This is a genomic window from Quyinboa mangrovi, assembly GCF_042219825.1.
Taxonomy (GTDB): Bacteria; Bacteroidota; Bacteroidia; order Bacteroidales; family UBA5342; genus JBHJHP01.
Map to the genome: position 1 here is coordinate 1 of NZ_JBHJHQ010000012.1, position 8,078 is coordinate 8,078.

Genomic DNA, 8,078 nt, shown 5'->3' on the forward strand with positions numbered 1-8,078 from the left:
AATTTTGTCTGGTATTTTTCTTTTTTCAGACATTTTAATTTTTACGTTACAGTCTCATTTTTAAATTATTGCTAACGTTCCCGCGGTATGGTGTCGTGCGGTTGACTGTCCCACGGAGTGGAGACTGTCAAGCCGAAAACGACGGCATACGGAATGTGGATTTGCAAATTAAGGCAAAACCGCATGCACTATGACCGCGTGTTGTGCGTAGTTATTTCTTTTTTAAATCTTTGTATTTCTTTTCATTTAAAAATTCAGAGAGGAACCAATATTCTTCAGATGCATCTTTACCAAGTTCATTAAGAGCTTTAATTCTCATAACATATAAAACGTCATAAAAAGGATTTCTTCTTATTAGTTCGTCAGTAATTTTTAAGACTTTTTTATAGTTATTTCTTGAATATTGATTATTTAAAGATGTCATTAATTCATCATCGGATTTTAATTTTTTATTGGCAAAATTCTTTAAAACTATATATCCAGCGATAAACTTTGGTTGATTTTGATATTCAACAAAGTACTTATCTTCGATAAAACTAAAGTCAAGAGTTAATGTACAGTAAAGCGTATTTAGTGAGTCATTCTTTTCCCAATGTTTTTTTGATAACTGTACTACTCGATCAAATTCCTTATCATAACTTTTTCCTGGAGAATTTATCGTAATGGTTTTAAAAGTCTCATTTTTTGGTCTATAATAATAATTCCAATCATTGTCCCATAATCCATTTCTAATGGGTACCTCATATTTTGTATGAAAAAATTTTGTAAAGCATCATTGCCACCAATAAATTTTGCCTGTTTGTTTTGTAAGTCTTCTATATTAATATCCGTTATATTTTGACTGTATATGTCAATTGAAAAACTTATAACGAGAAATAAAATTACTAATTTCATATATGATTTAAAGTTTATCTAATAATTATGTACAACGTTCCCGCGGTATGGTGTCGTGGCAGTTTCTTTCAGCCGTGAAAGGAACTGTCAGGATGAAAGGAGCTTTGCGCGAACGTTGAATTATTTGGTTTAAAAGTACTGCCATGCACTATGACCGCGTGTTAGCGAGCGTTTTTTCTTAATATCTCAAACATGTTTTTTAACTCAGTAGGAACTTTTTCAGAATAAAAATAATATTCTTTAATAGGTTTTCCTCCTTTTGATAATTCCAAAGAATATGTAACCTTAGGCTCCCGTTCTTTTTTGTTTTTGTCAAGATTCAAAGAATATATTTTATTAACCAATAAAACAATTCTGTTCCAATCACCTTTCTTCATTTTTACTCTAGTTCGGTATTTTTCTCCTTTTACGTCTAAATAGTTCATTATAGGAGTTATGTAATAAATCTTCTCCTTTTTAAAGTCTATTTCATATTTCTGAATCAGTAATGTTGAATCTCCATTATATGATAAGATTATATTATCAAATTTTTCATTCCTTGTCTGTGCTGTTGAGCTACAAATGAATGTAATCAATAATATCAAAGTGCTAGTCCATTTCATGTTTCCTATGCTTTTTGATTAACAGGAATACTAGAATTATAGGAGTTGCAATTCCAATAGTTGCTAATATTATCTTACTAATTCCTAAGAATACGTTAAGTTTCAATCCAGCTAAAGTGTTTGCATTATTAATCTTTTCAAGATAGTTTCTTGCAATTTCACTCTTATCAATAAATACAAAAAGTAATATGCACCCAACAGCAACAGCAAATACCAAAAGAGTAATAATTATTTCTGCAATAATCTCGAAATAATCTTTCTTTTTTCCCATTTTTTTGAGTGCCATATTTTAGAACTGGTCAAATGCTCGCTAACGTTCCCGCGGTATGGTGTCGTGGCAGTTTCTTTCACCCGTGAAAGGAACTGTCAGGACGAAAAGAGCAGGCAGCGAACGTTGAATTATTTTGTTTAAAATTACTGCCATGCACTATTACCGTGTGTTGGTGTGCGTTTTTCATTTATTTGCTATTTTCAATTTTAGAATTACGTTTTGTTATCTTAAAAATCTCTCCATAATTTCTAATAAATTTCTTAACTCCTTCCAATTTGGATAAAGGAGGTTCGATATTAATTGTAGTGTCTAAAACTTCACCTTTTATCCTAATATAATATTTCTCTTTTTCTATTAATATTGAATCATTTATTTTTAAGTCATTAAATATTGTCCTATTGCCAATACGAGGTATAACAATTCTTTCCTCTTTTTTCGTATTTAAATTAGAAACATAAATCATGCGTGTATCGTGATTGGACTTGTCAATATATTTCCTACTAACAATTAAAGTTCTACTTTCTTTAAAAAATCTTTTCACATAAAGCTCAGATCTGGGATTATTAAATAAAAGATATATTGCCAAAATAGCTAGCAATATGTAGCTTATAAAGAACCTAGCTTTTTTGCTCATCATAGTTTATCTCGCATATTAAATTATCATGGTTAAGGTCTCGGCTTATCCTACTTTATCATTAAATTGTAACTAACGTCAAATTTGACCTGTTTTGTTGTGAATTCTTTTATTCAGAGTATAATCTTCGTCATTTTCAGAGTTCAAATTTTTGAAAAATCTCAAAAATTTATTAGTTAGTATCATAAATTAATCGGTTATTCTGATGTGGGAAATGCACACCAACGTTCCCGCGGTATGGTGTCGTGGCAGTTTCTGTCCGATAGGATAGGAACTGTCAGGACTAAAAGAGCTGGCTGCGAATGTTGTAATATTTTATTTAAAAGTACTGCCATGCACTATACCGTGTGTTAAGTGTAGTGCCTTTTTACATAATTAATAATATTTTGTTCATTTTTATTCTTCAGCGTTCTTCAATATGTCATAAATGAGTTCAGAAACAAGTTCAGGAAAAATATTTTCAACATAGTATTGAGCTCTAAATAGGATGGGCCAGTAGAGATCTCCTTTTTCGCCATGGACTAAGGCGACCCAATGAGTAGGGAAATAGCGAACGAGCATTCCTAAATAATATGAGATTATGTAACAAAGGGAAATTTCAGAATAATTCTCTTTCTTTGTGAGAGGTTCAACAATAAAAAGCTGTGGAATCATCCCAAACATTCCGTCAACATATTTATGTAGCAATTGAGGAGTCTTTGTCTTGAATATATCCGCTGTACAAGTGATACTATACTGATTTTGATCTAAGTCATATGTATATCCCAAATTTTCATATTTTTCAGCAATAGATTTAGCTTTCGCTGCCTGAATTTTTACATTAAAACCATCTTTCTCATTGTATGAAATGGAATTGATATAAGCAAACTTGACGTCTTTCCCCATTGTTTCTAGATTCGCTTCGAGATCAGGAATTCTTGACAACAATTCATTTAGTTTAAACCGGTTTCCTAAATTGGGGTTCTCATACCATATTCTCCAATCTACCGCAGCGGATCTAACATGAATTGAGGTTCTGTTTTTTGATTCAATTACTAAATGAGAAAACAGCCCCTTGCAAGTTTCTACTTCTAATTCTCCTAGAGATAATAAGCTTTTATTCAGGTCTCCGGATAAGATTTTTGACCATTCTTTTGTTTTAAGGCCATGCCCTGGTTTCAAGCTTGACTCACCACTTTTTTCGTTTAAGATCAACACTAAAGCTTTACTCAGGCAAGCAACTCCGTAAAAAGTCAATAATGGTCTAACCGTCATGTCTGATTTTTTAGCATTATTGAAAAATTCTCTGGCTTGTTTCGCTGTGGCATTAATCTCTTTAGTTCGTCTTTGATTTAGTGTACGGTTATGTATTTTATTAAACCATGACTGAACTAAATCTCTATTCTCTAATGCTAATAGTTTTTGGTTTATATCAGCTTTCATATTTTTATATAGAATTTACCTTTCAAAGTAAGTTTCAGCATTACACTTAACGTTCCCGCGGTATGGTGTCGTGGCAGTTTCTGTCCGACGGGAAAGGAACTGTCAGGACAAAAGAGGCAGCCTGCGAACGTTGATGTGCTTTATTTAAATGTACTGCCATGCAGTATGACCGCGTGTTGTACACTGTGCCTTCTTTTTTTTTCTCTCAGGTGCTCTTTAAATTGATGCTACACAAATTAAACACTTCTCCAAATCAATTGAGCTTCAGCCACCCATGACCGGATAATGTAAATCAAAAACTCCACGATATTGCGTCAAAATACGAAACTTTAAAGTTGTGTAGACCGAGACTCCACCCGACACTTAGTTAAAATCAATCGTTGATCCTGTTTAATAATGAACTCTCCCTGCTTCAGCCGAAAGAGGGTGGAGGCCAATTTATACGATCTCACACAACTAATCCCGGCATTGTGTACAACGGTAAGTATAAGAATAGTAGCCGGCTGCGTGGTAATTACCTATCAAGTTACATGATAGTTGAAGCGGGCTAAAACCGCCCGAATACCTACTAACTAGGCTATTATTTTTATACATTGTTGTGTGCTGGCTTTATTCTGATTCGTTTATTTCATCTAATAATTCTTTTACTAAATCAATATATCCTTCCCGAATTTTAAAATTATCCTTTTCCCAGTGATAGTTTGGATATCCATATTCAACCACTTGACGTAAATAATCTTTCCACTCGTGCCCTAATTGACCAGATATTAATGACATAAAATATCCAGCTTGACTCTCATCTTTTGCTTCTCCAGATTTTACAAATTCTTTTAGCAACTGACCACGTGTTAGTGTTTTACCATTAATTAAGGCTGGCAACATAACATCTTTTAATCTACGTGCTGAATGTAAGTTTTTAGTCAGATATTTTTTTAGAAGTTCTTTCAATTTATCGGACTCATACTCACCAGCTTTATCAGAACGGGCAATTGTGAATTTTTTCTTATTTGCTTTTTGTATTTCAATTTCTTCGGGAATTATTACTGTTCTTGATAGTATTTCATTACCTGATGATGTTTTTGAGTAATTCAGTATCACCGCATTAATACTCAAATTAAAGCTATTTGAAAGCCACTCAATCATACGATTTGTTGCTTCTTCAATTCCGAATCCAACAAGTAATAATCTTTGGTTATTATTAATTACAACTTCCTCTATATTAAACTCATCGAAATACTCGCTCAAATAATCCTCTAAACCTTGCTTTAAATGCCCTTGACATATTTCACTTAGTTTATCAATATCCCATGTAGCTACATCTGAGGCATAATCAATCGTTTGAGCAATAACATCCCGTGGTAGCTTATCTCGTTTAAGTTCAATAATCACAGTATTGCCATTTTTATCAATACCCAGAAAATCCAAAAAACCACTTTTAGTTTGAACTTGTTCTCCGATTATTAAAATATCCTCACCAATTATCTTTGGATTTGTTTTAATCCATTGTTCCAAATCCTCTTTTTCTTTTCTTTGATTATCTGCAAGGGTAGTATTTATCGGATTAAGTTGTCCGTTTACTAATTCCCATGTTTTTATTTCTGTTGCCATAATTAATGTAGTTTCTTAGTTTTCAAGCTTGCACACAACGTTCCCGCGGTATGGTGTCGTGCGGTTGACTGTCCCACCAAGTGGAGACTGTCAAGCCGAAAACGACGGCATACGGAATGTGGGTTTGCATGTTAAAATAAAACCGCATGCACTATGACCGCGTGTTGGGCACTGGGTTTACTTTGGTTAATCTGTTAAATTATCATTGTCAAATATTATAGTGTCATTCTGATAAAAGATTGAATCTATTTTAGAATATATTCCTTGTTTTAACTCATATTCTGATTCGTTAAGACTATAGCGTTTGACAAAACCTAAAAATAGATTTTTTTGAATGCAATATATTGTACTTGAACAACTACCCATTGCCCCTGAATCAGGAGTCTTGTAAATGGCAAATGTTTCTTTATTGTTTAGAGTTTTTTCATATACTTTTTCAAATCCATTACTAGTCATTAAGTCATTGAAAAACATAATTCCCAGAAATAATAATTTGAAACTGAAAACTATTAATACAAATGAATACAACAAAAATAATGAGTACTTTAATGCTTTTATTTTGATAATGGAAATTAATAGGAATGGTAATATCCAACCAAAATAAGTGATTATGTTTAATAGGTTTTCAACAATAATATATTCTGACCAAATGTCAAATTTTTTGAAAATGAACCTCACAATAATTATTGCAATCCAAATAATAACAATATTTCTTAGATACTTATTCATTTAACCTTGTGCCCAACGGTTGATGGTATGGTGTCGTGCGGGATTACGAGGCGAAAACCAATCAGTTTACACCGACTTTTTTTACGAGCTACCAACGCTCGAAAACCTCTGAAACCCGCATGCACTATACCATGTGTTGTAGCACGTTTTTATTCAACGTCTATTTGTCCATTTTTATTAATCAACAAAGTTTTTCCTTGTCCGACATCAGTAATTGGAATTGTCAAACTAAATCCAAATTCAAAATTTCCAATCTTTTTATCAAATCCTCTATAATTAGGAAATAAAAGGACTGAATAATCTCTCAATGTCTCAGGAAGTACTTTAAAAAAATCAATTTTTGTTATCGTATCATTTAAAATCAAATTCCCATTTTTTGTAATCGAAATCTTCAGGCAATAATTATGTGTTATGAAATTATCATCAGACTCCCATACGTATTCTTTAGGAATATTGACAGCACTATCAAAAGAACAATAATATAATGCACTCATATTAAATGTATCGGAGTTATCAATTACCAAATCATCAAATTTTTGTTTCTGATTATAATTGTCAATATAATCCTTTCTCATTTTTCCAAAATCCTCATCAATCTCTTCTGCAGTATCATTATTCTCAGTCATTTTATTATCTACTGGATTTAAAACAGAATCGGTCGAATTTGAATTTTTTGTATCAGTCGTTTTAGAGTTTTGATTGCAACTAATCAATATCACTAATCCAAATATTATCAATAATGTTCTCATTGTTACGGTTTTTCCAAATGTGCTACAACGGTAAATTGTATGAGTAGTGGCAGATTGCGTGGTAGTTTCCTGTCAAACCGCTACGCAGTTTGAGCGGGCTACAAACCTTAATATTTACCACATCGCCTGCCATTACTTATACAAAGTGTTGTAGCCAGTTGTTATTCAATTAGTTTCATAAATTCTTCTAATTCTTCTCGTGTATAAACTCCTCGGTTCAAAGCTGTCATTCCTCCTTCAATTCTTGCGTTAACTTGAGGCGCATTTACAAGTTTATTGTCAATTATTAATCCTAATCGTTTGCCGATTGACTTTCCAGTTGCTTCTGCCCATAGGTCAACATATTTTTTGTTTATCCGAATTGATAAACCAATATAATCATCATATTGTCCTTGAAAATCCGTTTCGAAAATCTCAACTTAATCAAAATGCTCTTTTACTAAAATCGGTTTTGGGTCAACAAAATAAATCTCTTCTGTTTTGTCAAGATTCATTTTAAATCCAGGCTCTGTGTCTGAAAGGTAATACCAACCAGTTGCTAAAACAGAATCCGCCATATTTTTCTCATAAACCGAATTTAAGTCAATCTGTTTCGTTTTATCAGGTTTCTTTTATCCATTGCAACTTGACGTACTTATCAAAGCGCTTAAAATTGTCACATAAAATAAAAATTGTCTCATTTTAAAATCTGGTAAAATTTATCAATTAAGTCTTCGCAAATCCGACCGAAATTAGTCGGGTTATAATCAATGTCAAAACCTTTATAAATCAATTTATCTTTAATCAATTCGTCAAGTTCAATTGCCTTATCAATATTTTCAAATATCAACATATAAGCTTTCTCATTAAGAATTTCAAGGTCAAAATAATCTGTTTTTGATTCAATTATCTCATTAATTACATCAAGTTCAGATTTATTAATCCTCAAATTTATATGTTTAGTAGTATCGTTCATTCAATTGGCTACAACGTTCCCGCGGTATGGTGTCGTGCGGTTGACTGTCCCACGAAGTGGAGACTGTCAAGCAGAAAACGACGACATACGGAATGTGAATTTGCAAATTAAAACAAAACCGCATGCACTATGACCGCGTGTTGTGTGCTGCCATTTTTTACTATGAAAAAAATCCTCCAAGCCAGTTTATTTGAAGTCTTCCATTTTCAAGTCT

General features: G+C 32.5%; 12 protein-coding genes. All 12 read right to left on the minus strand.

Annotated features, from left to right (window positions below; translation table 11 throughout):
* Nucleotides 1-211 precede the first annotated feature (211 nt).
* Nucleotides 212-424, minus strand: a complete 213-nt coding sequence (locus ACE1ET_RS20000) for a hypothetical protein (protein WP_375730201.1) — start codon at nucleotides 422-424, stop codon at nucleotides 212-214.
* Nucleotides 425-654: 230 nt separating this feature from the next.
* Nucleotides 655-894 carry a hypothetical protein gene (locus tag ACE1ET_RS20005; protein WP_375730202.1) on the minus strand — a complete coding sequence of 80 codons (240 nt, stop codon included), beginning with the start codon at nucleotides 892-894 and terminating at the stop codon, nucleotides 655-657.
* A gap of 161 nt (nucleotides 895-1,055) precedes the next feature.
* Nucleotides 1,056-1,496 carry a hypothetical protein gene (locus ACE1ET_RS20010; protein ID WP_375730203.1) on the minus strand — a complete coding sequence of 147 codons (441 nt, stop codon included), beginning with the start codon at nucleotides 1,494-1,496 and terminating at the stop codon, nucleotides 1,056-1,058.
* The gene (locus ACE1ET_RS20015; protein WP_375730204.1) at nucleotides 1,483-1,782 is read right to left on the minus strand and encodes a hypothetical protein; all 300 of its coding nucleotides are present in this window, start codon (nucleotides 1,780-1,782) and stop codon (nucleotides 1,483-1,485) included. Before ACE1ET_RS20015 ends, ACE1ET_RS20010 begins: the two co-directional genes overlap by 14 nt.
* A 172-nt stretch (nucleotides 1,783-1,954) precedes the next feature.
* A complete protein-coding gene (locus ACE1ET_RS20020; protein ID WP_375730205.1) occupies nucleotides 1,955-2,404 on the minus strand; it encodes a hypothetical protein in 450 nt (149 codons plus the stop codon).
* 393 nt (nucleotides 2,405-2,797) lie between these two features.
* Entirely contained in the window at nucleotides 2,798-3,823 is a 1,026-nt protein-coding gene (locus ACE1ET_RS20025) for a YaaC family protein (RefSeq protein WP_375730206.1), read from the minus strand.
* 609 nt (nucleotides 3,824-4,432) lie between these two features.
* Nucleotides 4,433-5,431, minus strand: a complete 999-nt coding sequence (locus ACE1ET_RS20030) for an endonuclease NucS domain-containing protein (protein ID WP_375730207.1) — start codon at nucleotides 5,429-5,431, stop codon at nucleotides 4,433-4,435.
* Nucleotides 5,432-5,617: 186 nt separating this feature from the next.
* Entirely contained in the window at nucleotides 5,618-6,160 is a 543-nt protein-coding gene (locus ACE1ET_RS20035) for a hypothetical protein (protein WP_375730208.1), read from the minus strand.
* A gap of 149 nt (nucleotides 6,161-6,309) precedes the next feature.
* Nucleotides 6,310-6,909, minus strand: coding sequence for a hypothetical protein (locus ACE1ET_RS20040; RefSeq protein WP_375730209.1), 600 nt, complete (start codon nucleotides 6,907-6,909; stop codon nucleotides 6,310-6,312).
* A 161-nt stretch (nucleotides 6,910-7,070) separates the two neighbouring features.
* Entirely contained in the window at nucleotides 7,071-7,322 is a 252-nt protein-coding gene (locus tag ACE1ET_RS20045; protein WP_375730212.1) for a SecDF P1 head subdomain-containing protein, read from the minus strand.
* 6 nt (nucleotides 7,323-7,328) lie between these two features.
* Nucleotides 7,329-7,466, minus strand: a complete 138-nt coding sequence (locus ACE1ET_RS20050) for a hypothetical protein (RefSeq protein ID WP_375730210.1) — start codon at nucleotides 7,464-7,466, stop codon at nucleotides 7,329-7,331.
* A 119-nt stretch (nucleotides 7,467-7,585) separates the two neighbouring features.
* Nucleotides 7,586-7,864, minus strand: a complete 279-nt coding sequence (locus tag ACE1ET_RS20055; protein WP_375730211.1) for a hypothetical protein — start codon at nucleotides 7,862-7,864, stop codon at nucleotides 7,586-7,588.
* Between the last annotated feature and the right edge of the window lie 214 nt (nucleotides 7,865-8,078).

What these genes read in the sequence shown, in the direction of transcription:
- ACE1ET_RS20055 (WP_375730211.1), bottom strand. Translation starts at nt 7,864, where the DNA reads ATGAACGATACTACTAAACATATAAATTTGAGGATTAATAAATCTGAA.
- ACE1ET_RS20050 (WP_375730210.1), bottom strand. Translation starts at nt 7,466, where the DNA reads ATGGCGGATTCTGTTTTAGCAACTGGTTGGTATTACCTTTCAGACACA.
- ACE1ET_RS20035 (WP_375730208.1), bottom strand. Translation starts at nt 6,160, where the DNA reads ATGAATAAGTATCTAAGAAATATTGTTATTATTTGGATTGCAATAATT.
- ACE1ET_RS20040 (WP_375730209.1), bottom strand. Translation starts at nt 6,909, where the DNA reads ATGAGAACATTATTGATAATATTTGGATTAGTGATATTGATTAGTTGC.
- ACE1ET_RS20005 (WP_375730202.1), bottom strand. Translation starts at nt 894, where the DNA reads ATGAAATTAGTAATTTTATTTCTCGTTATAAGTTTTTCAATTGACATA.
- ACE1ET_RS20020 (WP_375730205.1), bottom strand. Translation starts at nt 2,404, where the DNA reads ATGATGAGCAAAAAAGCTAGGTTCTTTATAAGCTACATATTGCTAGCT.
- ACE1ET_RS20000 (WP_375730201.1), bottom strand. Translation starts at nt 424, where the DNA reads ATGACATCTTTAAATAATCAATATTCAAGAAATAACTATAAAAAAGTC.
- ACE1ET_RS20025 (WP_375730206.1), bottom strand. Translation starts at nt 3,823, where the DNA reads ATGAAAGCTGATATAAACCAAAAACTATTAGCATTAGAGAATAGAGAT.
- ACE1ET_RS20030 (WP_375730207.1), bottom strand. Translation starts at nt 5,431, where the DNA reads ATGGCAACAGAAATAAAAACATGGGAATTAGTAAACGGACAACTTAAT.
- ACE1ET_RS20015 (WP_375730204.1), bottom strand. Translation starts at nt 1,782, where the DNA reads ATGGCACTCAAAAAAATGGGAAAAAAGAAAGATTATTTCGAGATTATT.
- ACE1ET_RS20010 (WP_375730203.1), bottom strand. Translation starts at nt 1,496, where the DNA reads ATGAAATGGACTAGCACTTTGATATTATTGATTACATTCATTTGTAGC.